The 26,604-nt window shown below is 63.4% G+C and carries 26 protein-coding genes; 12 read left to right on the top strand and 14 right to left on the bottom strand.

The genetic code is table 11. From position 1 onward, the window contains the following. Positions 1-16: 16 nt before the first annotated feature. The 3 genes from MGMSRV2_RS20040 to fliI all read right to left on the bottom strand — a co-directional run bounded on the left by MGMSRV2_RS20040 (position 17) and on the right by fliI (position 2,651). Positions 17-721 (bottom strand): substrate-binding periplasmic protein, encoded by a 705-nt coding sequence (locus tag MGMSRV2_RS20040; protein ID WP_158497794.1) that lies wholly within the window; start codon positions 719-721, stop codon positions 17-19. A 130-nt stretch (positions 722-851) separates the two neighbouring features. Further along, positions 852-1,295 carry a flagellar export protein FliJ gene (locus MGMSRV2_RS20035; RefSeq protein ID WP_024082210.1) on the bottom strand — a complete coding sequence of 148 codons (444 nt, stop codon included), beginning with the start codon at positions 1,293-1,295 and terminating at the stop codon, positions 852-854. 3 nt (positions 1,296-1,298) lie between these two features. Then, complete coding sequence (gene fliI, locus MGMSRV2_RS20030; protein WP_024082209.1) at positions 1,299-2,651, bottom strand: flagellar protein export ATPase FliI; 1,353 nt, start codon at positions 2,649-2,651, stop codon at positions 1,299-1,301. Positions 2,652-2,751: 100 nt separating this feature from the next. On the opposite strand from fliI, the gene ctrA reads away from it, so the two are divergent. From ctrA to MGMSRV2_RS20010, 4 genes are all read left to right on the top strand, one after another. Beyond that, positions 2,752-3,453 carry a response regulator transcription factor CtrA gene (gene ctrA / locus MGMSRV2_RS20025; protein WP_024082208.1) on the top strand — a complete coding sequence of 234 codons (702 nt, stop codon included), beginning with the start codon at positions 2,752-2,754 and terminating at the stop codon, positions 3,451-3,453. A gap of 137 nt (positions 3,454-3,590) precedes the next feature. Further along, on the top strand, positions 3,591-4,958 hold the full coding sequence (locus MGMSRV2_RS20020; protein ID WP_024082207.1) for a glutamate--cysteine ligase: 1,368 nt from the start codon (positions 3,591-3,593) through the stop codon (positions 4,956-4,958). Between the two features lie 13 nt (positions 4,959-4,971). Continuing rightward, complete coding sequence (locus MGMSRV2_RS20015; RefSeq protein WP_024082206.1) at positions 4,972-5,274, top strand: chorismate mutase; 303 nt, start codon at positions 4,972-4,974, stop codon at positions 5,272-5,274. Positions 5,275-5,357: 83 nt separating this feature from the next. Next, positions 5,358-7,016 carry a methyl-accepting chemotaxis protein gene (locus MGMSRV2_RS20010; RefSeq protein WP_024082205.1) on the top strand — a complete coding sequence of 553 codons (1,659 nt, stop codon included), beginning with the start codon at positions 5,358-5,360 and terminating at the stop codon, positions 7,014-7,016. Positions 7,017-7,019: 3 nt separating this feature from the next. Here the strand turns inward: MGMSRV2_RS20010 and MGMSRV2_RS20005 are convergent, their stop codons facing one another. Then, entirely contained in the window at positions 7,020-8,114 is a 1,095-nt protein-coding gene (locus MGMSRV2_RS20005) for an alkene reductase (RefSeq protein WP_024082204.1), read from the bottom strand. Positions 8,115-8,210: 96 nt separating this feature from the next. On the opposite strand from MGMSRV2_RS20005, the gene MGMSRV2_RS20000 reads away from it, so the two are divergent. Further along, on the top strand, positions 8,211-8,777 hold the full coding sequence (locus tag MGMSRV2_RS20000; RefSeq protein WP_024082203.1) for a hemerythrin domain-containing protein: 567 nt from the start codon (positions 8,211-8,213) through the stop codon (positions 8,775-8,777). A 45-nt stretch (positions 8,778-8,822) separates the two neighbouring features. Here MGMSRV2_RS20000 and MGMSRV2_RS19995 read toward each other — a convergent pair whose 3' ends face one another. After that, complete coding sequence (locus MGMSRV2_RS19995; RefSeq protein WP_024082202.1) at positions 8,823-9,113, bottom strand: BolA family protein; 291 nt, start codon at positions 9,111-9,113, stop codon at positions 8,823-8,825. Positions 9,114-9,196: 83 nt separating this feature from the next. Next, a complete protein-coding gene (locus MGMSRV2_RS19990; protein ID WP_158497793.1) occupies positions 9,197-10,825 on the bottom strand; it encodes a methyl-accepting chemotaxis protein in 1,629 nt (542 codons plus the stop codon). Positions 10,826-11,129: 304 nt separating this feature from the next. Here MGMSRV2_RS19990 and MGMSRV2_RS19985 point away from each other — a divergent pair, with 304 nt between their 5' ends. From MGMSRV2_RS19985 to MGMSRV2_RS19970, 4 genes are all read left to right on the top strand, one after another. After that, positions 11,130-11,708: a J domain-containing protein gene (locus MGMSRV2_RS19985; protein WP_024082200.1), complete on the top strand. Its 579-nt coding sequence runs from the start codon at positions 11,130-11,132 to the stop codon at positions 11,706-11,708. A gap of 38 nt (positions 11,709-11,746) precedes the next feature. Then, entirely contained in the window at positions 11,747-12,748 is a 1,002-nt protein-coding gene (gene cobS, locus MGMSRV2_RS19980) for a cobaltochelatase subunit CobS (protein ID WP_041634897.1), read from the top strand. Between the two features lie 13 nt (positions 12,749-12,761). Beyond that, positions 12,762-14,672, top strand: coding sequence for a cobaltochelatase subunit CobT (gene cobT, locus MGMSRV2_RS19975; protein WP_024082198.1), 1,911 nt, complete (start codon positions 12,762-12,764; stop codon positions 14,670-14,672). A 169-nt stretch (positions 14,673-14,841) separates the two neighbouring features. Further along, positions 14,842-15,141 (top strand): hypothetical protein, encoded by a 300-nt coding sequence (locus MGMSRV2_RS19970; RefSeq protein ID WP_024082197.1) that lies wholly within the window; start codon positions 14,842-14,844, stop codon positions 15,139-15,141. Between the two features lie 63 nt (positions 15,142-15,204). Here MGMSRV2_RS19970 and galU read toward each other — a convergent pair whose 3' ends face one another. Next, complete coding sequence (gene galU, locus MGMSRV2_RS19965) at positions 15,205-16,080, bottom strand: UTP--glucose-1-phosphate uridylyltransferase GalU (protein WP_024082196.1); 876 nt, start codon at positions 16,078-16,080, stop codon at positions 15,205-15,207. A gap of 195 nt (positions 16,081-16,275) precedes the next feature. Between galU and MGMSRV2_RS19960 the strand changes: the two genes are divergently transcribed. Further along, a protein-coding gene (locus tag MGMSRV2_RS19960; protein WP_144084247.1) for an IS630 family transposase occupies positions 16,276-17,237 on the top strand; the annotation gives its coding sequence in 2 pieces (ribosomal slippage) (positions 16,276-16,624 and positions 16,624-17,237; 963 coding nt in all). Positions 17,238-17,312: 75 nt separating this feature from the next. Here the strand turns inward: MGMSRV2_RS19960 and MGMSRV2_RS19955 are convergent. The 4 genes from MGMSRV2_RS19955 to ubiT form a co-directional block, all read right to left on the bottom strand. Further along, positions 17,313-18,338: a hypothetical protein gene (locus tag MGMSRV2_RS19955; RefSeq protein ID WP_024082195.1), complete on the bottom strand. Its 1,026-nt coding sequence runs from the start codon at positions 18,336-18,338 to the stop codon at positions 17,313-17,315. Positions 18,339-18,444: 106 nt separating this feature from the next. Beyond that, a complete protein-coding gene (gene ubiV, locus MGMSRV2_RS19950; RefSeq protein WP_024082194.1) occupies positions 18,445-19,371 on the bottom strand; it encodes a ubiquinone anaerobic biosynthesis protein UbiV in 927 nt (308 codons plus the stop codon). Next, entirely contained in the window at positions 19,362-20,351 is a 990-nt protein-coding gene (ubiU, locus tag MGMSRV2_RS19945) for a ubiquinone anaerobic biosynthesis protein UbiU (protein WP_024082193.1), read from the bottom strand. Before ubiU ends, ubiV begins: the two co-directional genes overlap by 10 nt. After that, positions 20,348-20,992, bottom strand: coding sequence for a ubiquinone anaerobic biosynthesis accessory factor UbiT (gene ubiT, locus MGMSRV2_RS19940; RefSeq protein ID WP_041633834.1), 645 nt, complete (start codon positions 20,990-20,992; stop codon positions 20,348-20,350). The genes ubiU and ubiT overlap by 4 nt, the downstream gene beginning before the upstream one ends. Before the next feature lie 214 nt (positions 20,993-21,206). Here ubiT and MGMSRV2_RS19935 point away from each other — a divergent pair, with 214 nt between their 5' ends. Next, complete coding sequence (locus MGMSRV2_RS19935) at positions 21,207-22,184, top strand: response regulator (RefSeq protein WP_024082191.1); 978 nt, start codon at positions 21,207-21,209, stop codon at positions 22,182-22,184. On the opposite strand, the gene MGMSRV2_RS19930 is transcribed toward MGMSRV2_RS19935, so the two are convergent. Then, the gene (locus MGMSRV2_RS19930) at positions 22,181-24,124 is read right to left on the bottom strand and encodes a protein-disulfide reductase DsbD family protein (protein WP_041633833.1); all 1,944 of its coding nucleotides are present in this window, start codon (positions 24,122-24,124) and stop codon (positions 22,181-22,183) included. The genes MGMSRV2_RS19935 and MGMSRV2_RS19930 overlap by 4 nt on opposite strands. Positions 24,125-24,250: 126 nt before the next feature. Between MGMSRV2_RS19930 and MGMSRV2_RS19925 the strand changes: the two genes are divergently transcribed. Continuing rightward, a complete protein-coding gene (locus tag MGMSRV2_RS19925; protein ID WP_041633831.1) occupies positions 24,251-24,823 on the top strand; it encodes a YqgE/AlgH family protein in 573 nt (190 codons plus the stop codon). A 21-nt stretch (positions 24,824-24,844) separates the two neighbouring features. Here MGMSRV2_RS19925 and MGMSRV2_RS19920 read toward each other — a convergent pair whose 3' ends face one another. Continuing rightward, entirely contained in the window at positions 24,845-25,435 is a 591-nt protein-coding gene (locus MGMSRV2_RS19920) for a YajG family lipoprotein (RefSeq protein WP_024082188.1), read from the bottom strand. A 55-nt stretch (positions 25,436-25,490) separates the two neighbouring features. Then, positions 25,491-26,558 carry a PA0069 family radical SAM protein gene (locus MGMSRV2_RS19915; protein ID WP_024082187.1) on the bottom strand — a complete coding sequence of 356 codons (1,068 nt, stop codon included), beginning with the start codon at positions 26,556-26,558 and terminating at the stop codon, positions 25,491-25,493. Positions 26,559-26,604 lie beyond the last annotated feature (46 nt).

Genomic DNA, 26,604 nt, shown 5'->3' with positions numbered 1-26,604 from the left:
CCGGGTTGGCTGCGCCTTATTTCACCGCCTGGGCCAGATTGTTTTCCATCTGCGACAGATAGCGGGCGACGATGCGGTCGAATTCGCCGCTTTCCTTGAGCCGGGCAAGGCCTTGGTTGAACTCGGCGCACAGCGCTGGATCGCGGAACGCCATCTGATAATCGGTGGGCGGGAAAATCGGGTGCAGCCGCAGACGCTGGGTCACGTCCACCTTGCCGCGCACCTCGGCGGCGAACCAGCGGAAGATGTTGTGATCGGCGACCACCACCTGGATGCGGTCGCTGTACAGCAGCAGCGCCTGCACCACCTGATTGGCTTCCTCGCGATAGCTGGCGGCTTTCTGGGTGGCGCGGGCGTAGTCCTCGCCCAGATAGACATGGGCGTTCTGGAACGCCACCACCGATTTGTCAGCGAGGTCGGCGACGGAGCCCACGCGCACGTCGTTCTTTTCCAGACTGACGGCATAATTGCGATAGGTGACGTGGCTGTTGCTGTAACACGCGACCACCCCGGTTTCGGGCCGCATGGTCATGGCGGCGTCGATTTCCTTGGCCTGCATTTCCTTGGGCAGTCGCGCCAGCACGGTCAGTCTGGGGATCATGGTGTGACCGGCCAGGGCCAGGGCCCGCTTGACCACCTCGTATTCGATGCCGCTCCAGTTCTCGGGGATGACATAGGGTGGGACCGAACGGGGCACCGCCACCGTCACCTCGCGCGCCACAGCGCTTCCAAACCCCATCCCCGTTATGACCGTCATCACGACGACAGCCAACCAAGCCGCATGTTTCATTCGTCCGCCCCCCATTCCCCGTATGGGAAGCAGCTTAACCCGGATGGCCTGTGCGGAAAAACTAGTCGTTTGCCGCTTCGGTCTTTCGTCTATGTTGGGTCATGCCGACCTCGTCCAGGAAGTTCTGTTCCTTGCGGTCGGCTTCTTCCTGTTCGCGCTTTTCGCGATTGGCCTGGGTGACCTCATAGGTTTTCTGGGTGCGGAAGGCCTCGGCCAATTCGTCGCGGGCCAATTCGATCTGCTGGCGGATGGTGCCCAGACGGGCGAACAGTTTTTGCCGCTCGTCCATCCAGGCGCGGTGATAGGCGCCATACATGAAGCCGATGCCGACGGCGTCGCTCGCCGCCAGTTCCTGTTCCTTGCGCAGTTGCACTTCCGATTGCAGGATGTCGTGCAGGGTTCTTTCTTCTTCAGTCTGCAAGGCGGTCAGCACCCGGCGCTTTTCATCCACCTCGAACTTGGCCAGCCGGATCAGGGTTTTCAGCCCCTTGGCTTGCTTGGCCATGGTCTAGCGCTTGCCCATGCCGTCGCCGTCGAACGGCATGCCCAGCACCTGGGCCAGTTGGGCATAGCAATCGCGCAACGAGGTGGCGTCTTTCTTGCCCTGGGTCAGCAGCTTTTCGATCATCGGGTAGTAATGAATGGCCTCGTCCACCGCCGGATCGGTACCCTTGCGATAGGCGCCCAGGCGGATCAGCTCGGCCATGTCCTCGTAGGTCGCCAAGAGCTTGCGGGCGCGGCTGACCAGGGCGTTTTCCTGCTCGTTGTTGCAGCCGGGCATGGTACGCGACACGCTGCGCAGGATGTTGACCGCCGGATAGCGGCCACGGTCGGCGATGGCCCGATCCAAGACGATGTGGCCGTCAAGGATGCCGCGCACGGCGTCCGAGATGGGTTCGTTGTGGTCGTCGCCGTCCACCAGCACAGTGAACAGACCGGTGATCGAGCCCTTGCCGGTGCCGGGGCCGGCGCGTTCCAGCAGGCGCGGCAATTCGGCGAAGACGGTGGGGGTATAGCCTTTCGACGCCGGCGGCTCGCCCGCCGACAGCGAGATTTCGCGCTGGGCCATGGCGAAACGGGTGACCGAATCCATCATGCACAGCACATCCTTACCCTGGTCGCGGAAATATTCCGCCACCGACAGGGTCAGATAGGCGGCCTGACGGCGCATCAGCGGACTTTCGTCCGAGGTGGAGACCACCACCACCGAGCGCTTCATCCCCTCTTCGCCCAGATCGTCCTCGATGAACTCGCGCGCTTCGCGCCCGCGTTCGCCGATCAGACCGATGATGGAGACATCGCACGAGGTGTTCTTGGCCATCATCGACAAGATGGACGACTTGCCGACGCCGGAGCCGGCGAAGATGCCCATGCGCTGGCCCCGGCACATGGTCAGGAAGGAGTTGACGGCGCGCACCCCCAGATCGACCTTGCCGGCGACACGTTGGCGCGAATGGGCGGAAGGCGGAGTGGCGCGGATGGGATAGGGATTGTCGCCCAAGGGCAGCGGCCCCAGCCCGTCGACCGGCTGGGCGAAGGCGTTGATGACCCGGCCCAGCCAGGCATCCGAGGGGTGGACCACCGGTTCGGATTCATGCACTTCGGTGCGGCAGCCCAGGCCGATGCCGTCGATGGCGGTGAACGGCATCAGCAGCGCCCGGCCATTCCTGAACCCCACCGCCTCGCACGGGACCCGGCGACCATCGCGGGCGACCACGTGGCAGCGATCGCCGACGGAAATCTGCCTTTGTACGCCGCCGGCCTCGATCAGCATGCCCTGGACGCCAGCCACCCGGCCATAAACCTGGATGCCGGCCAGACGTTCGATGTCGGTGGTGACGTTGCGGACGTGAAATTTCAAGGCGATATCCAGACTGGGAACGTGCTTGGCGACTTGCAGTCGCCAGCTTACCCCCGTATGGTTACTTAATCCTCAAGAAGTGGGTACGGGGACAACAGGTATGCGTGTGCTGGTGGTCGAGGACGACCGGATGATGGCTCAGGTCATCGAGACCATGCTGAAGGCCGAGGGGATGGTGGTGGACACCACGGCCTTGGGCGAAGATGGGCTCGAGATCGGCAAGCTCTATGATTACGATATCATATTGCTGGACCTGATGCTGCCGGACATGGACGGTTATGAAGTGCTGCGGCGGCTGCGTGCCTCGCGCATCGAGACCCCTGTGCTGATCCTGTCGGGACTGACCGAGCCGGATAAGAAGATCAAGGGCCTGGGCTTCGGCGCCGACGATTACCTGACCAAGCCGTTCGACAAGGGCGAGTTGGTGGCCCGTATCCAGGCCATCGTCCGGCGTTCCAAGGGCCATGCCCAATCGGTGATCAAGACCGGCAAGCTGTCGGTCAACCTGGACCAGCGCACCGTCGATGTGGGCGGCGAGCCCCTGCACCTGACCGCCAAGGAATACGGCATCCTGGAATTGCTGAGCTTGCGCAAGGGCCAGACCCTGACCAAGGAACAATTCCTCAATCACCTGTATGGCGGCATCGACGAGCCGGAATTGAAGATCATCGACGTCTTCATCTGCAAGCTCAGGAAGAAACTGTCCACCGCCACCGGTGGTGACAATTACATCGAAACGGTGTGGGGGCGCGGCTATGTGCTGCGCGATCCCGATGGGCTGGGTCAGGCGCACGCCGTCTGATTTTTTCAAGGCGAACCCGTGCGCATTGGCGTTCCCGCCCCATATCATGGGGAAATGCGGGCTTGACGCTGCAAACGTGAAAGCGTTTGCTGGGCGCCGGTTCGTCCCCGAACATCCCCAGACGCCAAAGGCTCTTCATGTCAGCACCCGCCAAACCCAGCCTCGAGCCCATCACCTCGCGGGCGCAACTGGCCGACTGGCTGGCATCGGGCAGCAAGCCCAAGGAAAACTGGCGCATCGGCACCGAGCACGAAAAATTCGCCTTCACCACCGATGATCTGCGCCCCCTGCCCTATGACGGCCCGCGCGGTATCAAGGCGCTGCTCGACGGGCTGGTACGCTTCGGCTGGCACCCGGTGGCCGAAAACGGCAACGTTATCGCCCTGTTGGATGACACCGGCGCCTCGGTAACGCTGGAGCCCGGCGGCCAGGTGGAATTATCGGGCGCGCCGCTGGAGGACCTCCACCAGACCAATTGCGAAACCTATACCCATCTGAAACAGGTGAAAGAGGTGGCCCAGGATCTGGGCATCGGTTTCCTCGGCATGGGCTTTCAGCCCAAATGGTCGCGTGCCGACACCCCGTGGATGCCCAAGGGCCGCTACAAGATCATGCGCGAGTACATGCCCAAGCGCGGCTCGAAGGGCCTGGACATGATGCTGCGCACCTGCACCGTGCAGGTGAACCTGGATTTCGCCTCCGAAGCCGACATGGTCAAGAAGTTCCGGGTGTCGCTGGCCTTGCAGCCTTTGGCCACGGCGCTGTTCGCCTCCAGCCCGTTCATCGACGGCAAGCCGTCGGGGTTGCTGTCATCGCGCTCCGACGTGTGGACCGACACCGATCCCGACCGTTGCGGCATGCTGCCCTTCGTCTTTGAAGACGGCTTCGGCTTCGAGCGCTATGTGGATTACATGCTCGACGTGCCCATGTACTTCGTCTATCGCGACGGCCAGTACATCGACGCCTCGGGCCAGTCGTTCCGCGCCTTCCTCGATGGCCGGCTGCCGGCCTTGCCCGGACAGGTGCCGAACATCGGCGATTGGGCCGATCACATGACTACCGCCTTCCCCGAGGTGCGGCTGAAGAAATTCCTGGAAATGCGCGGTGCCGATGGCGGTCCGTGGCGACGATTGTCGGCGTTGCCGGCTTTCTGGGTCGGGCTGCTGTATGATGACGCCGTGCTTGATGCCGCCTGGGATGTGGTCAAGGACTGGTCCATGGCCGAGCGCGAGCAATTGCGCGCCGACGCCCCGCGCCTGGGGCTGCGGGCGCAGGTGGGCGGACGATCCTTGCGCGACATCGCCGTCGAGGTTCTGGGGCTGGCGGCCCAGGGCTTGCGCAACCGCCAACGCTTCAACGATTCGGGCCGCGACGAAAGCATCTATCTGGACACGCTTCAGGCCATCGCCGCCTCGGGCCGGACCCCGGCGGAAGACATGCTGGAAGCCTATGCGGGCCGCTGGGGCGGCAGCGTCGATCCGATCTTTTCCGAATACGCCTATTAAAGGGAGTGGGAGCATGGTGGTGAAGTGCCTGAATCTGGGCGAAGTGCGGGACAATATCGACCGCCTGGATCGCCAGATCGTGCCGCTGCTGGCGGAACGGGCCGGCTATGTGCGTCAAGCCGCCGGCTTCAAGCAAACCAAGGCGGCGGTGGTCGATCAGGCCCGCATCGAAGCCATCGTCCTCAAGGTTCGCCACATGGCCATGGAAGAAAGCTGCGACCCCGACGTCATCGAGCGTATCTACCGCTCGATGATCGACGCTTTCATCATCTTTGAAAGCAAGGAGTGGATGCACATCCACGACGCCAAAGAGTAACTTAAGAGTCCGTTAACCTTCACTTTTGCGTTGCAGCATTCGCGCCTAAGGTTACCCCCTGATCAGGAATGGTAGGGGGCGTCATGCGGATCAATTCCTTGTCCATCGGCCAGCGCATGCTGTGCGGCTTTTCCGTCGTCCTGTTGATTTTGGCGGTTGTCGCCGGCTTTGCCTTTGACGGCATGAGCCGGGTTGACGTGCAATTGGATCGCTTGCGTCATACCCAGCAGGTGACCTTGGCGGCCAAGCAGGTGGAACGCGAGTTCCTGGTGCTGCGCCGGGCCTTGCGCGAATATTCGTTGACCGCCAACGCCGATAACCGGGCCAGCGTCGATGCCGCCGATCAGGCTTTGAACGCGGCCATCGCCGCCCTGGTGCGCATGGACGAGCAAGATGCCCGGCTGGCGGAACTGAACACGGTCTTCCACGAATACCATGCCGGAATGGCGGCGCTGGTGGCTGAAATCGAAGCCACCGGCGGCATTTCCGCCGCCACCACCCAATCCATGTTGGCCCAGGGTGCCCGTACCACCGAGTTGGTGGGACGGATCGCCGCCGATTATCTGGGACAAAACGCCGACGCCGCCGAGGCCGCCGAAGCCATTTCCCATCATGGCCGTGATCGGGTTCTGGTCGGCGCGGTGCTGGCCCTGATCGCCGGATTGGTGCTGTCGGCGCTGCTGACCCGCTCTATCGCCGGGCCGCTCAAGCAGATGACCAACGCCATGAACGCTTTGGCCCAAGGCAATCTGTTCGTCGATATCCCCGCGTGGCGCCGCTCGGATGAGGTCGGTGCCATGGCCCGGGCCATGGACGTGTTCAAGACCAATTCCCTGGGCTTGGAGAAAATGCGCCAAGAGCAGGAAGAGGCCAAGCGGCGCGCCGATGCCGAGCGCACCCAAGCCATCCACGACATGGCCCGGGTGTTCGAGGAACGGGTGGCCGGGGTGGTCACCCAGGTGTTCGTCTCGGCCAATACCCTGCGCCATGCCGCCGACAGCATGAATACCGGGGCCAGCCATGCCGGCCATCATGCCGCCAGCGTGGCGCAATCGTCGGAACAGGCGTCGGCGGGCGTGCAAAACGTCGCCACCGCCACCGAGGAACTGGCCGCGTCCATCCGCGAGATCGCCCGTCAGGTGACCCTGTCCGCCGACACCAGCCGGGTGGCGGTGGGCGAGGTCGACAAGGCCATGGCCAGCGCCGACCAATTGGCCGAAGTGGCCAAGCATATCGGTCAGGTGGTGACCCTGATCAACGAGATCGCCGGACAAACCAATCTGTTGGCCCTTAACGCCACCATCGAAGCGGCAAGAGCGGGCGAAGCCGGCAAGGGTTTCGCCGTGGTCGCCAATGAAGTGAAATCCCTGGCCAACCAGACCACCCGGGCCACCGCCGACATCGCCGCCCAGATCGACCAGATCCGCGCCGCTGCCCACGACGTGGTCGGCGCGATCGGCGGCGTCGGTCAGACCATTCGCGCCCTGGACGGCATTTCCCAGGGCATCGCGGCGGCGGTGGAGGAACAGGAAGCGGCGACGGCGGAAATCGCCACGTCGCTGGAACGGGTGGCCGGCAGCGCCCAGGCGGTCAGCGACAGCATCGTCGAGGTCAGCCAGGCCAGCGATACCAATGCCCAGGCGGCGGAAACCGTTCTGGTCGCCGCCAACGACCTGAACGGCCACTCGCAAATCCTGGGCGAGGCGGTCGAGGGCTTTCTGTCCACCGTCCGCGCCGCTTGAAGATCATTCCGCCAGCGCCGGATAATCCACATAGCCCTTGGCCCCGCCGCCATACAAGGTGGCGCGGTCAAGGGCATTGAGCGGGGCGCCCCGGCGCAGGCGCTCGACCAGATCGGGATTGGCGATGAAATCGCGCCCGAACGACACCAGATCGGCCCGTTTGCCGTCGATGGCCGCCTGGGCGCTGGTCAGGTCAAGGCAGTTATTGGCCATGTAGACGCCACTGAAACGGCGGCGTAGCGCCTGAAAATCCACCACCGGATCAGTATCGCGGGTGGCGCCGGTGATGCCCTCGATCATGTGGATATAGACCGGGCCGATGGCGTCAAGCTTGTCCACCGCCAGTTCGAACAAGGCTTGCGGGGCAGTGTCGGCACAATCGTTGATGGGGCCGGCGGGCGACAGCCGCACGCCGACGCGGTCACGTCCGATCTCGGCGCAGACGGCGGCGGCCACCTCGGCCAACAGGCGGGTACGGTTGTCGATGGAACCGCCATAGGCATCGTCGCGCTTGTTGGCGCCATCCTTCATGAACTGATCGATCAGATAGCCGTTGGCGGCGTGAATTTCGACGCCGTCGAAGCCGGCCAGGGCCGCATTGGCGGCGCCCCGGCGGAAATCGTCGACGATGCCGGGGATTTCCGCCAGATCAAGGGCGCGCGGCGCCGAGACCGGCACGAAACCTTCCCCCAGATAGGTCTTGGTATTGGCGGTGACCGCCGATGGCGCCAGGGGGGCGGCTTGGCCGGGCAACAGCGACACATGCGACACCCGGCCCACATGCCACAATTGCAGGAAGATACGACCGCCGGCAGCGTGCACCGCATCGGTGACCCGGCGCCAGCCGGTCACCTGTTCGGAGCTGTGGATACCCGGCGTCGCCAGATAGCCTTGGCCCATGGGGCTGACCTGCGAGCCTTCGGCCACGATCAGTCCGGCACCGGCGCGCTGAGCGTAGTAATCGGCGGTGATCGCCGCCGCCACGTTGCCGGCATCGGCCCGGTTACGGGTCAGGGGCGCCATGACGATGCGGTTGGCCAGGGTGATGGGGCCCAAATGCAGGGGCTGAAACAGGGGATGGAGAGCGGATGCGGTCAAGGGGGACTCCTGTCGTGATACAGTTTGTCATGTTGACTGGCGATAAAGTGTATTATAATCTTGTCTAATCACATCGTATAGCGCGGATTACCTGCCATGGGCGCCCTGCAAATCATCAAGTCTGAGCACCGGAATTTGTACCGTGTCCTTCATGTTCTGCGCACGGTGGGCTATGCCATGCGCGATGGTCAGCGTTTTGACACCGCGTTGCTGGGCGCCATCATCGATTATATCGACGCCTTCCCCGAGCGCTTCCACCATCCCAAGGAAAATGAATACCTGTTCAAGGCGCTGCGCCGGGTTTCCGCGGTGGCCGAAGCCACTTTGGCCGAGTTGGAAAAAGAACACCATGACGGGCCGGAGGAAATCGCCCGTCTGCGCGCCGCCCTGGCCGAGGTGGATAAGGGTGCCGAGGGGGCTGGTGCCCGTTTCGCCGACATGCTGGTGAGTTACGCGGAAATGAGCATGGGCCACATGCACAAGGAAGAAAGCATCATCCTGCCTTTAGCGGCCAAGGAACTGAGCGCCGAGGATTGGGCGGCCATGGACAATGCCTTCGCCGACAACCGCGACCCGTTGTTTTCGGAAGACGCGCGCGAGGAAATGCGTGGGCTTTACAGCCGCATCGTCGCCCTGGCCCCGGCCCCTTGGGGGGTTGGATGAGCCCGAGCGGCGCCTGAGCGGCCCGCCACGGGCCATTGGCAAGAGCTAAGCCTCGTCCGGGGTCTTGGTCACCAATTGCAAGGCGTGGACCGGACCGGCCAGTTCCTCGGCCAGCAGCGTATTGACCATGCGGTGACGCTCCACCCGTGACTTGCCGGCGAAGGCCGCCGACACCACCGCCACCTTGAAATGGGTTTCGCCAGCCTGACCGGCATGGCCCGGCTCGGTCATGCGATGGGCGTGGCCAGCATGGCGATGGGAATCATCAATGATCTCCAGGCTTTGCGGGGCCAGGGCCTGGGTCAATTTGCTTTCGATGGCGGTGCGGACCGACATGACGGTTCCTTTGCGAAGCGGGAAAGACAGGACTTGGGCCGCAAAGGCAGCAGCGTCAAGTCCTGTCCCGTCATAAATCACACTCAGGCCGCGCGCACCGAATGCAGGAAGCTCTGCACTTCGCTCCGCAATTTCTCGCTTTGGCTGCCCAGCAATTCGGCCGCCGACAGCAGGCCTTCCGCCGCTTGCGCGGTTTCGCCGGCGGCTTCGCGCACGGTGCCGATATTGCGCGATACGCTGTTGGTCCCCTCGGCCGCCAATTGTACGTTGCGGCTGATTTCCTGGGTGGCGGCGTTTTGTTCCTCGACGGCGGCGGCGATGGCCGAGGCGATCTGGTTGATATTGCTGATGGTGCCGCCCATGCCTTCGATGGACGCCACCGTCGCCCGTGTTTCCGACTGGATGCCGTTGATCTGCGAGCCGATTTCCTCGGTCGCCTTGGCGGTCTGATTGGCCAGCGCCTTGACCTCGTTGGCGACGACGGCGAAACCTTTGCCCGCATCGCCGGCGCGGGCCGCCTCGATGGTGGCGTTGAGCGCCAACAGGTTGGTCTGGCTGGCGATGTCGTTGATCAGCTTGACCACCTCGCCGATACGCGCCGCTGCCTGGGCCAAGCCTTGCACCATCTCGTTGGCGCGACCGGCTTCGGTCACCGCCGCCTCGCTGATGTCGGCGGAGCGAGTGACCTGCTGGCCGATCTCGCTGATCGCCGCCGACAATTCCTCGCTGGCGGCGGCCACCGTCTGCACGTTGGCCGAGGCCTCTTCCGCCGCACTGACCACATGGGTGGCGCTTTCGCTGCCGGTGGACGCGGTTTCGCGCATGGTTTGGGCAATGGTGCGCAAATGGCTGGCGGCATTGACCACGGCACCGACAATGTTGCCCACATTGGCCTCGAAGTCGTCGGCGACACGGGCCATGGCGGCGGCCCGCTCGGATTCGGCCCGCTTGGCCGCCGCTTCCTGTTCGGCCTCCAACCGGATCTTGTCGCGGGCATTGTCGCGGAAGACCAATAGGGCCTTGGCCATGGCGCCGATATCGTCGCCGCGGTCATCGCCGATCACCGGGCTGTCGGCGTCACCGGCGGCCAAGCTGTTCATGCGCGCGGTCATTTGGCGCAACGGCGAGACCACCGACCGGATGGCCATCCAGGCCATGACCAGGGTGACCAAGATCACGACAAGGGCCACCAACCCCAATTCGACCGCCAAACCCCGGATCATGGCATCGATATCGTCCACATAGACACCGGTCCCAACCATGAAGTTCCAGCCGGGAACCATTTGGGCATAAGAGATCTTGGGAACCGGCGCATCTGTTCCGGTGCGGGGCCAGACGTAATGGACATAACCACCGCCGGCTTTGGCCTGGTTGATCAGTTCGCGCACGATATAGACGCCGTTCACGTCCTTCAGTTCGATAAGACTTTTGCCGATCAGATCGGCTTTCGGATGGACATAGGTGGTCGCCTTGTCGTCGAAGGCGAAAATATACTCGCTGCCGTCATAGCGCATGCCATCCAGGGCCCTGAACGCCTGCTTGCGGGCATCCTCTTCACTCAGACGGCCGGCATCCACTTCCTTGCGGTAGCGCCCCATGATGCCGATGGCGGTTTCGACGATGCTCTTGACCTTGGCCTGATGTTCTTCCATCACCGAGGTGGACAGCAATTTCAGGCTGTAGCCGGTCAGCATGGCGAGGGCGACAATCAAAAGAAGTACAGGTGCCCACACGCGTGCGCTGATAGAGGTAGTTTTTGCGTTCATGGCAACCCCTTCTCATCGCCAATTAAGGCGAAAGGTCTGTTGTATTTTGTGGTGTGTAAGCATTGAAATTAGCAATTATTAACCATAAAGGCATATGCCGGAAAAGCTATATTTTTCAGAATCTTGCCCTTCACCATTAACCGTTTTGGCGCATTGTAATTAACACGCAATAGGCTGTTAAATATGGCTTTGGCAGACCTGATTTTATCCTCGCCTTGCCTCGTTCGCCGTCGCCCATCATATTGTCGAGATGAAAGCGAATTCGTCGAAACGGTCCTGGTCCACTTGGCATCCCGACCCGGCATCGAAGCCGGCAGTACGGGACTGCGACCATCCCGGCTGTAACGGGGCGGGGGAGTTCCGCGCGCCGCGCTCCCGCGATCAGTTGAACGAATATTACTGGTTCTGCCTCGATCACGTGCGCGCCTACAACGCCTCATGGGATTTCTACAAGGGCATGAGCCAAGACCAGATCGAGGATGAAATCCGCCGCTCCACCACCTGGCAGCGTCAGACGTGGCCGTTGGGGGCCAAGACCGGCAACAAGCACTTCACCTTTTCCATGCACGATCCCTTGGGCGTGTTCGAGGAAGAGGCGGAAGAGATGAAAAAAGCCCGTACCCGCCCGCCCTCACCGGAAGAAGCAGCCCTGCGCGTGCTGGGGTTGACGGAAATGCCATCGGTCGCCACCCTGAAAGCGTGCTACAAGAAGCTGGTCAAACAGCATCACCCCGATGCCAATGGCGGCGACAAGGACGCCGAGGAAACCTTTAAAGTGATCTCTCAGGCTTACAAGACCTTGCTTGACAGCCTGACAGCAGAAGATTGACCGCCGGACCGCCGGCCAAGAGGGAAAATCACATCATCATGACCGCGACCACTGCCAGCCCGCTTGCTTCGGATCATCCGCTCGCCATGCCCGATATCACGCTGAACGTCCGCGACGTCTTCGGCATCGACGTGGATCTGAGCGTCCCCGCCTTCAGCGTCGGCTCGGAACATGTTCCGGACATCGATCCCGCCTATCGCTTCGACCGCGACACCACGCTGGCCATCCTGGCCGGCTTCGCCTTCAACCGTCGCGTCATGGTCCAGGGCTATCACGGCACCGGCAAATCCACCCATATCGAGCAGGTGGCGGCGCGCCTCAATTGGCCGTGCATCCGTGTCAATCTCGACAGCCATGTCAGCCGCATCGACCTGATCGGCAAGGATGCCATCGTGCTGAAGGACGGCAAGCAGATCACCGAGTTCCGCGAGGGCATCCTGCCATGGGCGTTGCAGCACCCTTGCGCCCTGGTGTTCGATGAATACGACGCCGGTCGCCCCGACGTCATGTTCGTGATCCAGCGCGTGCTGGAAGTGGAGGGCAAGCTGACCCTTCTGGACCAGAACCGGGTGATCCGTCCGCACAAGGCCTTCCGGCTGTTTTCCACCGCCAACACCGTGGGCCTGGGCGACACCACCGGCCTTTATCACGGCACCCAGCAGATCAACCAGGGCCAGATGGACCGCTGGAACATCGTCGCCACCCTCAATTACCTTGAGCACGATGCCGAATGCGCCATCATCGCCGCCAAGCTGCCGAGCTATGACAACGACGATGGCCGAACCACCATCGGCCGGATGGTGTCGTTGGCCGATTTGTCGCGTCAGGGCTTCATGAACGGTGATATCTCGACGGTCATGAGCCCGCGCACGGTGATCACCTGGGCTGAAAACGTCACCATTTTCGGTGACATCGCCTTTGCCTTCCGTCTCACCTTCCTCAACAAGTGCGACGAGGTCGAGCGCCCGATCATTGCTGAATACTACCAGCGCTGCTTCGGAACCGAACTGCCCGAAACCCCGGCGCGGGTCGCCCTGTAAAGGAGTCTGGCCGGTGCCAGAGCGCAATTCGGCAAATCCGTCGTCGTCGGCACCGACGCGCGACGAAAGCCCCACCGACACCATGAAGCGGGCCACCGCCATGGCCCTGCGCGCCATTGCCGGGCGCGCCGATCTGGATGTGGGCTTCGTTGCCGGTGCCGCCACGGTGCGCGGGCTGGAAATCAAGCTGCCCAGCCCGCAAAAGAACCTGACGGCGGGCGATCTGGTGCGTCTGCGCGGCACCGCCGACGCGGTGGCTCTGCGCTTTCGCTATCACAACGATTCCGTACATGCCCGGCGCATGCCGCCCGACCCGCAGGCCCGCAAGGTCTATGAGGCGGTGGAGCAGGCCCGCATCGAGGCCCTGGGCGCCCGGCGCATGGCCGGGGTGGCGGAAAACATCGCTGGCGTGCTGGAACAGCGCTGCCGGGCCGAGGGCATCGACCGCATCACCAAGCGCGACGACATGCCGCTGTCGGAAGCCATGCGCTTCATCGCTCGCGAGCACTTCACCGGACTTGAACCGCCGGCGGCGGCCGAGCGCGCCGTCAACCTGTGGCGGCCCTATATCGAGGAAAAGATCGGGCACAGCCTCGATGGCCTGCGCGACCTGATCGCCAACGAAGATGCTTTTGCCGGCGGCCTCAAGGATCTGCTGGTCCAGTTGGACATCTTCGACGAATCCGAACTGGAATCGGAAGAAAAGCAGTCGGACGAGGAAGGCCAAGAGGCACGCGAAGGCCAGTCGGAAGGGCAGAAGGACAAGGACGGCGACAGCCAGAGCCAGGGTCAGCAGGGCGAGGGGGAACCCAAGGCGGCGCCCAGTGCCGCCGAGGGCTCGGGCGAGCAGGACGGTTTGGAAAGCGCCTCGGAAGAGGTGCTGATGACCGGCGCCGGCACCGAGGAAGCCGGCGGGCCGTCGCGCCAGCGCCAGACCTTCACCCCCCAGGCCGGCGCCAATGGCGAAAAGCCCTATCACCCCTATACCACCAAGTACGATCAGGTGATCACGGCGGAAGAATTGTGCGAGCCCGAGGAAATGACCCGGTTGCGCAATCAGCTCGACCAGCAGATGAGCCATCTGCAAGGCGTCGTCTCCAAACTGGCCAACCGCTTGCAACGCAAGCTGATGGCGCAGCAGACGCGGTCATGGAACTTCGACCTGGAAGAAGGCATCCTCGATACCGGGCGGCTGGCCCGCATCGTCGCCAACCCCACCCATTCGCTGTCGTTCAAGCACGAGAAGGAAACCGATTTCCGCGACACCGTGGTGACGCTGCTGATCGACAATTCCGGTTCCATGCGCGGGCGGCCCATCACGGTGGCGGCGCTGTCCGCCGAGATTCTGGCCCGCACGCTGGAACGCTGCGCCGTCAAGGTCGAGGTTCTGGGCTTCACCACCAAGGCGTGGAAGGGCGGCCAAGCGCGCGAGCAATGGCAGGCCGATGGTAAGCCGCAACAACCGGGCCGCCTCAACGATCTGCGCCACATCGTCTATAAGGCCGCCGACGCGCCGTGGCGCCGCGCCCGCAAAAATCTGGGGCTGATGCTGCGCGAGGGCATCTTGAAGGAAAACATCGACGGCGAAGCCCTGCTGTGGGCCCATGACCGCCTGATCGCCCGCAGCGAACAGCGGCGCATCCTGATGGTGATTTCCGACGGCGCCCCGGTGGACGATTCGACCCTGTCGGTCAATTCCGGCAACTATCTGGAAAAGCATCTGCGCGACGTCATCGACTATGTCGAGACCAAATCGCCGGTGGAATTGATCGCCATCGGCATCGGTCACGATGTCACCCGCTATTATCGCCGTGCTGTCACCATCATGGACGCCGAGGAATTGGGCGGTGCCGTCATGCGCCAATTGACCGCACTTTTCGATGAAGAAGGTGTGACGGGCGCAATCAGGCCTGGACTCAGATAGGCACAGAATGTACATGTTTTGCTAAATAATCAGTATGACCAAAAACTATGCCGCCCCGCCTGCTTTGCAGCGGGGCGTTTTGTTTTTCCGCACCGTGTTTTCTATTCGCCCAGTTATCGTGCTATAATCGACGAATGGGTCATTGATCGCGCCGACGAAGGAGGGTGACATGCCCGTCTCGGCTTCTGCCTCGCTCACCGCCTCGTCGGTCACCTATCCGGTGATGGTCAACGGCTATATGTGTTACAGCGCCGCCGAGGTAGCGGCGGCGCGGCGCGGGCAGTCGCCCGAATCGGTCAAGCCCGGCGCCCCCAACAGCCAAACCGACGACACCTCGGCCATCCAGGTGCAAGCCAAGTCTCTGGCCGAGGCACAGGCCCGCATCGCCCAACTGGCCCAGTCGGCGGATGCCCTGGCGCAAAGCCTGGAAAAGGGCGGGCGCGGCACCATCGTCGATATCTATGCGTGAAAAAAGACCCGCCGGAAGGTCGTTCCGGCGGGCCCAGTGGCAGAGCGGTCAGAGGGCAAGAGATCAGGCGACCCGGCGCCCGGTCATGGCCTGGATGTGGGCCATGGTGGCGGCGGCGGTATCGGGATGGGCCAGGGCCCGGTCGATGATGGCCTGGACATAGCCGGCCTTGGTGCCGCAATCATAGCGAGTCCCGACGAAGCGGAAGCCGGACAGGCCGACCTGGGCAATAGAGGCGGCGATGGCGTCGGTCAGCTGGATTTCACCACCCTGGCCCTTTTGCTTGCGGTCGAGATAATCGAACACCGCCGGCTCCAGGATGTAGCGACCGATCACCGACAGGGTCGAGGGGGCATCTTCGACTTTCGGCTTTTCCACCATGCCGCGTGCCCGGGCGACCTGACCGTTTTCCTCGATCACGTCCAAGATGCCGTAGCGGTTCACGTGCTCAAGCGGCACGTTTTCCACCGCCACCAGATGACCGCGGGTCATTTCCCATTGCTTGACCATTTGGGCCAGGGCGCCGGGCTTGCCGAAGATCAGGTCGTCAGGCAGCAGCACGGCGAAGGGATCGTTGCCGATCACCGGCTTGGCGCACCACACCGCATGGCCCAGACCCAGGGGCGCCGGCTGGCGCACAGCGGTGATGGTCACCCCCTTGGGGCAGGTGGAGCGGGCGATTTCCAGCAATTCCAGCTTGCCGCGCTCTTCCAACTGGCGCTCCAGTTCGGGCGAGCGGTCGAAGTGGTCGACCAGCAATTCCTTGCCCTTGGCGGTGACCAGGACGATATCGGTGATGCCGGCCTCGGCGGCTTCTTCCACCGCGTACTGGATCAGGGGCTTGTCCACCACCGGCAGCAGCTCCTTGGGCAGCACCTTGGTGGCGGGCAGAACACGGGTGCCCATACCGGCGACGGGAAGAACGGCCTTGCGGATCATGGTCAACTCACTTGGTAGAGTTATGCGATGACGGGAACAATGCCCGGACATCGTGTCGCGACCATGACGCGATTGTGGCGAAGTGGGGGCATCCGCCTAGAGCGGTTTCACGCCGAGCGGAATCGGTAGAGGATTCCCCCTGAGGTCATTTTGTGATTCAACATCTTCGGTAACAACGCTCCCGAGGATGATGCGATGACGTGGCGCTCAGGGCAGTCCTATTCTCAGGACTTGCGCGATAGAGTTTTGGCGGCTGTGGACAGCGGCATGAGCGCCTACGAGGTGGCGCCGCTGTTCCGGGTGAGCGTTTCGTACATCTACAAGGCCCAAGGCCGCCGCCGGGCCACCGGCGAGACGACGGTGAAGCCACGGCCTGGGCGGCCAGGACAGAAGCTGGCGGCTCACCTTGAGGCGTTGCAGGCGCAGATCAAGGTCGAGCCCGATGCCACGCTGGCTGAGTTGCGCGCCTGGGTTCTGGCCGAATTGGGCGTGTCGATCAGCGTCGGCGGCCTGTGGAACACGCTTGAGCGGCTCGACCTCAGTCTGAAAAAAAGAGTGCGCATGCTGCCGAGCAGGAACGTCCCGACGTAGCCGAAGGACGCATCGCCTGGCGAGCCGAGCAGCCGGCGCTGGACCCAACCCGCTTGGTCTTCCTTGATGAAACCGGGGCATCGACCAACATGACCCGGCGCTACGGACGGGCGCCGCGCGGTCAGCGGCTGCTGGCTGCGGTGCCGCACGGTCATTGGAAAATGACCACCTTCGTCGGGGCGCTCCGGCATGACGGAATCTCCGCCCCCTTCGTCATCGACAAGGCGATGAATGGCGCGATCTTCCTGGCCTATGTCGAGCAGGTCCTGGCTCCGACCTTGCGGCCCGGCGACATCGTCGTAATGGACAATCTGCCCGCCCACAAGGTGGCAGGGGTCAAGCAACTCATCGAAGCCCGAGGGGCCACCCTGCGGTATCTGCCGCCCTACTCCCCAGACCTCAATCCCATCGAGCTCGCCTTCGCCAAGCTCAAGAGCCTGCTGCGAAAGGCGCAAGCCCGCACCATCAACACCTTATGGGACGTGATCGGAAAACTCATCGACCTGTTTCCGCCCGAGGAATGCGCCAATTTCTTCGCCCACGACGGATATGGACGCTCGATGTGAAAATGCTCTAGACCGGCGCGCCAGTGAAAAATCGATGCGGCGCATCGGTGAAAAATCGATGCAGCGCATCGGTGCCTACCAGCGCATGGTCCCGCCGATGGGCTTTTTCTTGCCACCGGTCTCAAAGCCGCGCTTGGTGACCAGCACCCATTCATTCACCTGCATGAACCGGGGCGCCAGGAACTGGTAAAGGTCGCGGATGCGGTTGGTGTTTTCGTCCGAGCGCACGGCGTAAAGCGACTTCCAGATGGGGACGAAATCTTCCCACGGCAATTGCCGGCGGTGCACTTCGTCGCGGACCGAGCGGATGTAGTCGATCTGATTGTCGATGTTCTTCAACATGGACAGGATTTCGCCGGTCTGGGCATCCACCTGCTCGAAATAGTCGCGGAACACCTTCAAGGCCCGCTGCGACAGACGCGCCACCTGATCGGTGGTATCGATCATCGAGCGATCGGCGGAATAGATGCGCCGTAATGTCTGCACCTTTTCATCGATCTTGCAGATTTCAGCAAAGAAATCCCGCTCGCACTCGATATAGGCCAATTCCTTGGCCAGGGTTTCGATGTATTGCACCACCTCTTCGCGGCGCTCGCGCCCCAACCCCAGTTCCTCCGCCGCCTCGGCGAAGGCCAGGTTGATGTTCTTTTTCACCTGCGGATCATCGGCCACCTGCATCAGTTCTTCCGACGAGGTGAAGATGTGTTCGTTGCCGGTCAGCCAAGTAACCAACTGCATGGTCAGGCGCTGGCGGGCGATACGGCGATGGCGTTCGGTTGGATCCCACGACGCCTCGCGCGTGGTCACTTCCTTGGGCAGGGACTCGCCCGGACGCAAGCCGCGGACGAACTGCAAGCCTTCCGCCACCTTGTCCAGCATCTTGGCATCAGCGGAATCGGGCTTCAGCATGAATTCGCGCTTGATGCCGTCGAAGCCCAAGATGGCTTCGTTGGCGGCCAGTTTCAGCACCGCCACCGCCTCGCCGGTATCGGTCAGACGAAAATACAGATCATCGAACGAGCCAAAAAACTTGTGCTCGAAGCGGATGACACCGTCATCGCTGTCATTCGTCTTGGCGTTGCTGCTGACTGCCTCGGCCATTTCCCCTGTCCCCATAACCAACCACGCCGGCACAAGCCCCCTTGCGCCGACAATCACCCCGAGATTGGATTATGCCCAGGGTTGAGGACGCGAACAAGAGGCGCCGTCAGACTTCCGCCTGGACATAAGCATGGCCTTCGCGGCCATGGAAATAACCATTGGCGAATTCGGCCCGCGGACACAGCTCGGTCAGACGCTGGCCGGCCTCCTCGGCATCGATCAGACCATCGGCGGCGGCGCGGAACAGACCTGCCACCGCCACCATGTCCACATCGTGCGGCCACAGGCGAAAGCGATTGACGCCCAGGCGCCGCAGCGCGCTCAGCTCGGCCAGCAGTCCCAGGTAATGATAAGACATGGTCTGGGTGCCGTTGACCGCCAGGAACGGATCATCGTCCAGGGTATCCACATCCATGCCGTCGGCATCCTCGGCGCAGACATATTGGCAGCCGTCCTTGGCCAGATTGCGCGAGCGGGCATGATAGCAGCGCGCCGAAATGGCCAGGGGCAGACGACCGAAGCTTTGCACCTCGATTTCGGGTCCATCACCCGCGGCCAGGGTGGCGATGACGCTTTCGGGCAGTTCCGCCGGCAGGCAGGCGCGGGTGGCGCCCATGCGGTGCAGATAGGCCAGGGTGCCTTCGTTGTAGATGTTGAGCAGAGGCCCGGCGACGAACGGCTTCCCGCCCATCATCGCCACCACCGACACGTCATTGGCTTCCACCAACAAACCGTCGGTCATGGTCAGTTCGCGCGCCTGCTCGGCCTCGCGCGCGGTCATGATCAGGGCCAGCGACGACAGGATCACCTCCTTGCCCGCCGCCTGCAACCGCTCGATCACCTCGGGCAGATAGGGGGTGAAGAACGGCGTGCGCTTGGAGCACACCACCTCGCCCACGCAAACGCTGTCGACGCAGGATTCATCGGCCATGCGGAAATAGAAATCCCGCAGCTTCTCCGGCTTCCAGTTGAACAGAACCGGCCCCAGGGTGAGGCGAACCGGGGACAGGGAATCGCGCTTGTTCATCGCCATGCCTTTTCATAGGCGCCGGTGGTCTGGCGCCCGCCTTCGGTGATGCTGTCCAAATCCATCTCGGGCAGAGGACGCCCTTCCATCACCGCATCCAATCCGGCGCGGAAAGCCTGGACCACCGCCGCCACATAGGCGCGACCGCGCTGGCGGCCCTCAATCTTGAAGGCGGTGACCCCGGCCTTGACCAGATCGGGCAGCATGGAAAGCGTATTGAGCGAGGTCGGCTCTTCGAACAGATAGCTGGTCTTGCCATTGGCGTTGAAGCGGCCCTTGCACAGCGTCGGATAGCCCGCCGGTTCGTTGAGGCCGAACTGGTTGATGGTGAAACCGGCCAGTTGCGAGGTGACGCCGCGCCCGCTTTCCACATAGCGTACATGGCTGGCGGGCGAGCAGACGCCGTTCATGTTGGGCGATTGGCCGGTGGCATAGGACGACAGGGCACAACGGCCCTCGGCCATGACGCACAACCCGCCGAAGACGAATACTTCGGTTTCCACCGGCGCCACGGCAGCGTTGATGGCGGCGATTTCCGGCACCGTCAGCACACGCGGCAGCACCACCCGGCGGACGCCGAAATTGCCGGCGTAAAAGCCGATGGATTGCGGGTTGGACGCCGCCGCCTGCACCGACAGATGCAGGCGCAGTTCCGGGTGGGTGCGGGCGGCATAATCGATCAGGCCGATATCGGCCAAAATCACCGCATCGGCGCCGAGCCGGGCCGAATCGTCCACCGCCCGGTGCCACAATTCCGGGTGACCGGCACGAGGGAAGGTGTTGATGGCCACCAGCACCTTGGCGCCCCTGGCATGGGCATAGGCGATGCCCTCTTCCAGTTCCTTGCGGCTGAAATTGAGGCCGGGGAAGTTCCGCGCGTTGGTTTCGTCGCGAAAGCCCACATAGACGCAATCGGCTCCGGCATCGACGGCGCTTTTCAGGGCGGCGGGGGTGCCGGCGGGGCAAACCAGCTCGGGGCGGATCATCGGCCAATCCCCCGGCGGGCAGCCTTGCGCAGGGCCTTGACCTCGTCTTCCAACTCGGCCAGACGGGCGTCGCGGGCGGTGGCATTCTGCATGGCCGGGGCGATCAGCGCCTGACGCACGGTCTCGACGCTGCCGCGCAACGACGACAGCATCTCCAACATGCCGGTGGCGGCACGCTGGGCCGGATTGGCCAACGGCCCCAGGGCCGAGGCCAGATCGGCGACCAGATCGATGCCGGCGCCGTCGATGGCGTTCCTGAGCGCCACCACCACTTCGGTGTCGCCTTCCACCACCAATTGGCGGGAGAAGAACAGGGCGTCGCCGTCCACCTTGCCCTCGGCCAGGGCGATCAGGGTCTCCAGCGGACCGCGAATGGTGGCGTGGACCTCGTCGGCATCGACGAAACGACGCACGGTCAGGCGCGGCTGTTCGGGGTTGGGCTCCAGCAGCAGGGCAAAGGGCAGATCCACCGGATCGATGCACACTATCCTGTCGCCATAGGCCTCAAGGCGTTCCAGAATATCGGGGTGACGACTGCGCACCAGCCGCAGCATGGCGTCGAACAAGGGTTGCAGCACCGCCGGGCGCACCGGGCGCAAGGCCAGTCCCAGCAGCAGAACCGGAGAAAACGGCGGCGTCATGGGTTTTGTCCCCGGCCGGAATTGCCCTTCCATCATATGATACCGTCCTTTGAAGGAGGGGTCAGATATTCGGCAGAGGTCATAGACCCGCGCGTTGACCACCGTCAAGCGGCCTGCGGATGGGACAGACGCCGCTTGGAACGAAACTTGTTTGTCGCTAGAAAGAGGCATCTTACTTATAAGCCGCCAATCGGGCCGCAAGGATGCGCAAACCATGATCGTCGACATCGACCTCAGCACCATCACCGTGCTGATCATCGATGACAGCCGTTATGCCAGATCGTTCATCAAATCGGCGCTGCACTCCTTTGGCGCCCGGCAGGTGGTCGAGGCGGGCGACGGCCCCGAAGGGGTCGAAATCCTGCGCGACCGCAAGATCGATCTGGTCTTGGTGGATTACGACATGCAGCCCATGGACGGCATCGCCTTCACCAAGCTGATCCGCGCCGAGGAAGTGCCGTCGTGCACCGACATTCCCATCATCATGGTCTCGGGTGCCGCCGACATGGATACGGTGGTGCTGGCCCGCAATGCCGGCATCACCGAGTTTCTGGCCAAGCCGGTTTCGGCGGAATCCCTGTTTCGCCGCGTGCGCAGCGTACTGTTGAACCCACGCCCCTTCGTCCAGGCCGACGAATTCGTCGGCCCCTGCCGCCGCACCATGGACCGCCCGCCGCCCGATGGCGTCAACCGCCGCCACTCGGCCCCCTTGCCCAAACCCAGGCCGTTGATCGAAATCCCGCCGGGCATCGCCCAACCCATGGTGCGTCAGGCCATGGACCAGAGCACCCAGGCGGCCAGGACCGGCGGCGAGCGGTCGTCACGGCGGCGCTTCAAGGCGGGGGAGCCGATCTTTGCCGAAGGCGATGTGGGCGACGAGGCCTATGTCATCGAAAGCGGTCGGGTTTCCATCTTCAAAGTCATCGGCGCCCAAAAAGTGGTGTTGGGCGAGTTGATCGACAACGGCGTCTTCGGCGAAATGGCCCTGATCGACGACGAACCGCGCATGGCCTCGGCCGAGGCTTTGACCGACACCGTCTGTCTGGTGCTGCCCAAGGCGGCGCTGAAATCCCAGCTCAACCGCACCCCCGATCTGGTCATCCTGGTGCTGGAAACCCTGCTGCACGACATCCGCAAGATGGGGCGCGAACTGGCCGAGGCCCGCGCCCGCGTCCGCGCCCGTCGGGGTTAATTTACGCCCGCCTGCTTGATCGCCGCCAACACCTCGTCGGCGCTCAACAATTCAGGCAAGGCGATACCCCCCGGCGCCTTGGGGCCGTAGACGGCATTGAACGGAATGCCATAACGCCCGAACGACGCCAGATAACGGGCGATGCCGTCATCGGGGTTGGTCCAATCGGCACGTAAAGCCAGTACCGAGCCATCGGCCAACCGCGCCGCCACCGGGTCGCGGTCGAGCACGGCGGCCTTGTTGACCTTGCAGGTGATGCACCAATCGGCGGTGACATCGACGAACACCACCTTGCCCGCCGCCACCGCCTGATCGACCAAAGCCTGATCGAACTTGCCCCAGACCACGGCATTGGACGTCTTCGGCGCCTCCGGCAGCAAAAGTCCGGTCTGAGTGGCCAGGATGCCGGCCAGCCACAGGGCGGTGGCGGCCAGGGCCACGCCCATGGCCTGGCGCACCCGCACCATCCACCGCCCCGGCTTGGGCAGGGCTTGCGCCGCCTGCGGATAAACCGCCACCAGCAGATAAGGCAGGGCCATGCCCAGGCCGAGGGCGGCGAAGATGGCCACGATCTCCGCCGGGCCGCGGGCCAGGGCGAAGCCGATGGCGGTGCCAAGAAAGGGGGCCGAACACGGCGTCGCCAGCAAGGTGGCGAAAGCACCCGACAGAAAATGGCCCAACAGCGTGTGATGGGCACCGCCCGCCCCCACATTCATCAGCACCGACGGCAGCCGGATTTCGAACAATCCCCACAAATTGAGGGCGAAACCCAGCAACAGGACGATCATCACCGCCAGAAACCACGGCTGCTGGAACTGGATGCCCCAGCCCACCGCCGCCCCTGCCGCCTTGACGGCGATGGCGACAGCGGCCAAAGCCAGGAACGAGACGACGATGCCCAGGGCCGAGGCGATGAAGGCGGCGCGGATATGGCCGAGATGGCCGCCGCCATGACTGAGCGCCCCCAGCACCTTGATGGACAATACCGGCAGCACGCAGGGCATCAGATTGAGGATCAGCCCGCCGAGGACGGCGATGCCCAACATGGACCACAACGCCACCGGCTCGGGCGCGGCGCTTACCGCCTGGACCTGACCGAGGACGGGAGTGAGGGTGGTTTCCAATGACCGGGCACCATCGACCAGGGTGATGGTCAACGGCCCGTCAATCAGGGCGCCGGTCAGGGTGCCGGGGACCACCCGCGCTTCCAGCGTCGCCTGGCGGCCATCAGCGGAGAGCTGGACTTGCGGCGCCTCGAAGCCGGCGCGCTCGGGCGGCTCGATGAACATGTCGGGATGGTCGAAGGCGCTTTCGGCCTTGACCGTCAGCCGCAGCACCGAGGCATCGCCCGTCCCCACCGCCTCGACGGCGGTCAGGCTCAGACCGTGGCGGTCGCCGGCGCCCGGCACCTGGGCGGCGTAACGGCTGATCAGATGGGCGAAGGCGGAGGGCTGCGCTGTCCCGGCGGGCAGGTCCAAAGCCAGCGCCGCCTGCATGGGCACGCAAATCTGGGCGCAGGCCAGATAGTCCAGATTAAGCCGCAACCCCACCTTTTGCCCCGGTCGGGTCACCGGCATATCCAGGGGCAGCACCACTTCGCCGGCATAGCCGTGGTTCTGCAACCCGGCGAGGACGAAACGCTTGGGCGCCGGCCACAAAATAGTCGCGTCGCCCACATTGGCCGACCCGGCCCAATCGAGCTTGGGCGGATAGCCGGCGTCGCCGGGCGTGCGCCAATAAATCTTCCATCCCGGCGCCAGTTGAAAGTGCAGGCCCAGGCGCAACGTGGCCGCCGCACCGATGGAATCGCTTGCGGCCAGCAGGCGGACCTTGCCGGCTTCGTTGCCTGACCAGTCCGACGCAGCACTCTCCGCCGCCCGCACCTCGTGGCCAAGCAAAGCCACCATCCCCAGCACAGCCACCCACAACCGACGCATCATCCATTCCTTTGGCAAACAGCACGGGCAGCACAGCAAACCCCCACCCCTTCTGTCAACTTAACTGCCGGTCATGCGCAGTGGTTTTGCAGGGTTGCACCGAAACGCGTTCCGGCCTATCTGTGGAGCATGACCATGCAAAAGACCCTGGGCTATCTGGCCGGACAATTCCTGATCGCCATGCCGCAGCAGAAGGATCCCCGCTTCGCGCGCACGGTGGTCTATCTGTGCGCCCATTCGGCCGAAGGCGCCATGGGTCTGGTGATCAACCGCCTGTTCGACGGCCTGACCTTTTCTGAACTGCTCGAGCAATTGGGCATCGAGACCGGCCCCGATTGCGCCTCTATCCGCGTCCATCTGGGCGGGCCGGTGGAAGGCGGGCGCGGTTTCGTCCTGCATTCCGACGATTACCGGCACGATTCGACCATGCTGGTGCAAGACGGTATCGCGCTGACCGCCACCGTCGATGTGCTGCGCGCCATCGCCCAGGGTGCCGGCCCCGACCAAAGCATCCTGGCACTGGGCTATGCCGGCTGGAGCGCCGGCCAGTTGGACGCTGAGATCAAGGAAAATTCCTGGCTCAACGTCCCCGCCGATCCGCAATTGCTGTTCGGCACCGATCTGGACGGCAAGTGGGAAGCGGCCATCCACAAGCTGGGGATCGACCTCAGCCTGTTGTCGGTGGAAGCCGGGCACGCCTGACGCACCCGGCACCGCGCGCCTTTACCGCAACGCGTCGCGGATGCTGCTGTTGAGCAACTGGTCCATCAGGCGACGAAACACTGCCTTCGCCCGCTCCAGCTTACCAGGGGGCAGGACTGCCACCTCGCCTTCGTTGACCACCCGCTCCTGCACGGAATTTCGGGCCAGAACCGTGCCCGCTTGATCGCGCACTTCCGCCTCGGCATCGATATAGATCGAGGTGGTTACCATGGAATCGCTTTTCCAATTCTTGATCGTCACCAGCAAGGTCCGATCCGTCGCCATGCGGGCGGTCGCCGGCACCGCCTTGACGCCGCCCTGCTTCAGGCTGTCGATGATGGACTGGGTCAAATCGCTGGAAAGCGGTGCGCCGGAAACCGTATGCACGCCGAACGGATTACCGAAGCCGCCACGCACCATCCCCACCCATTGGGGGGTATTGTCGCCGGCCAGCACGTAGGGGCGCTGATCCACCGCCTCGACAGCCACGCTCTTAGATCCCGACACCCCCAAGGGCGGCACCACGTCGCGATAATCCACCGTATTGCCGACGGCACAGGCGGCCAACGACAGGGTTAAGCCGAAAGCGACGCACAAGGATTTGAACGACATCACATTACACTCGCAATGGTTTGTAATAAAAACGCTTATCTCACATTGCGCGTGATCATAACAGCGCCAACTGGTCGCCCGCCTTGGGCGGCGGGCGGAATTGCGTGCAGTCCAGCCGCCACCCCCGTTCATGCGTCAAACCCAGCTTGCGGCAGGCCAGGTTGAAGCGCTGTGACAGCATGGCGCCATGGGGGCCACTGGCGGTCATGCGATTGCCGAAGCGGGCATCGTTCAACCGGCCATCGCGGTTTTGCCGCAACAGCGACAGCACATGGCCAGCGCGGTCGGGGTAATGTTGGCTCAGCCATTGGCTGAACAGGTCGCCGACCTCGTAGGGCAGGCGCAGCAGGATATGGATGGCCGACCCCGCCCCAGCCCTGGTCGCCTCAGTCAGGATGGCCTCGATCTCGTGGTCATTCAGGCCGGGGATCACCGGGGCGACCATGGCGGTCACCGGCACCCCGGCCCTGGTCAGTTTGCGCATGGCCGCCAGCCGCGCGGCGGGAACGGCCGCGCGCGGCTCCAGCAGCCGGCACAGATCGCGGTCCAAACTGGTCAGCGACACCCCCACATGCAGCAACCCCTTGGCCGCCATGGGGGCCAGGATGTCGAGATCGCGCACGATCAGATGACCCTTGGTGACGATGGTCAGCGGGTGGTTGAAATCGCGCAACACCTCCAGGCATTGCCGCATCACCCGCCATTTGTTCTCGATCGGCTGGTAGGGATCGGTGTTGGTGCCAAAGGCGATGGGCGCCGGCACATAGGATTTCTTGCGCAATTCCCGTTCCAGCAGCTTGGCGGCGTCGGGCTTGGCGAACAGCCGGGTTTCGAAATCCAGCCCCGGCGACAAGCCCAGATAGGAATGCCCTGGACGGGCGAAACAATAGACGCAGCCATGCTCGCACCCACGATAGGGGTTGATGGAACGATCAAAGGGAATATCGGGCGACTGGTTGCGGGTGAGGATGGAACGGCTGGCATCCACCTGCACCGTGGTGGCCAAAGGCGGCAGCGGATCGTCGGCCAGATCCCAGCCATCATCCTCGGCCTGACGCCGATGGGTTTCGAAGCGGCCATCGGGATTGCCCGAAACGCCGCGATGGGGGATGCTGTGCGACATAGGCACAGCATAGTCACTGTTCTGCTTTTGTTCTAGATAAAATCGA

It is taken from the genome of Magnetospirillum gryphiswaldense MSR-1 v2 (genome assembly GCF_000513295.1).
Lineage (GTDB): Bacteria > Pseudomonadota > Alphaproteobacteria > Rhodospirillales > Magnetospirillaceae > Magnetospirillum > Magnetospirillum gryphiswaldense.
The sequence above is the reverse complement of the archived record's forward strand: the minus strand, read 5'-3'. Positions and strand labels throughout refer to the sequence as shown.